Origin of the sequence: Mesorhizobium sp. M2E.F.Ca.ET.209.01.1.1 (genome assembly GCF_004010375.2) — a bacterium.
GTDB lineage: Bacteria > Pseudomonadota > Alphaproteobacteria > Rhizobiales > Rhizobiaceae > Mesorhizobium.
The window spans coordinates 1-598 of the sequence record NZ_SADP02000077.1; the positions used below are offsets into that span (position 1 = coordinate 1).

Sequence of the window (598 nt, forward strand, 5' to 3'; positions counted from 1 at the left end):
GCCGCCGCCTACAATGACGCGCTGAACCTGGCGGGCAAGATCGCCGTGACGGCGACGGTGACGGATGCCGATGGCGACACCGCCTCGACCGGCGCCATCGATGTCGGCGGTGCGGTCACCTTCCTCGATGACGGCCCCTCGATCAGCAATGCGGTGGTCGGCAGCTCGGTGACGCTCGACGAGACCAACAACGGTCCGACGACGGACGGCGTGCTGAACCCGGCGATCATGACGGCCACGAGCGCTGCGGCGATCGTGACGCTGACCTCCAACTACGGCGCCGACGGCGCCGGCACGACGACCTATGCGCTGTCGGTGACCAACGCGGCCTCGGGGCTGGCGACGGCACAGGGCGACCATGCCATCACGCTGGTCCAGGTCGGCGCCACGGTGCAGGGCCAGTACACGGATGCCGGCGGCACCCACACCGCCTTCACCGTGTCGGTCGCCGCGGACGGCAAGATGACGGTGGTGCAGAACGTCGCGCTTGAACATCTGGTCGATGGCTCGACGGCCGCCGCCTACAATGACGCACTGAACCTGGCGGGCAAGATCGCCGTGACGGCGACGGTGACGGATGCCGATGGCGACACCGCCT

1 protein-coding gene is annotated in these 598 nt (G+C 68.9%); it reads left to right on the forward strand.

Going from position 1 to position 598, the window contains the following annotated elements; translation table 11 throughout:
- Positions 1-598: DUF5801 repeats-in-toxin domain-containing protein (locus EN852_RS41135; protein ID WP_246694483.1), on the forward strand; the 598-nt coding region annotated here is incomplete at both ends.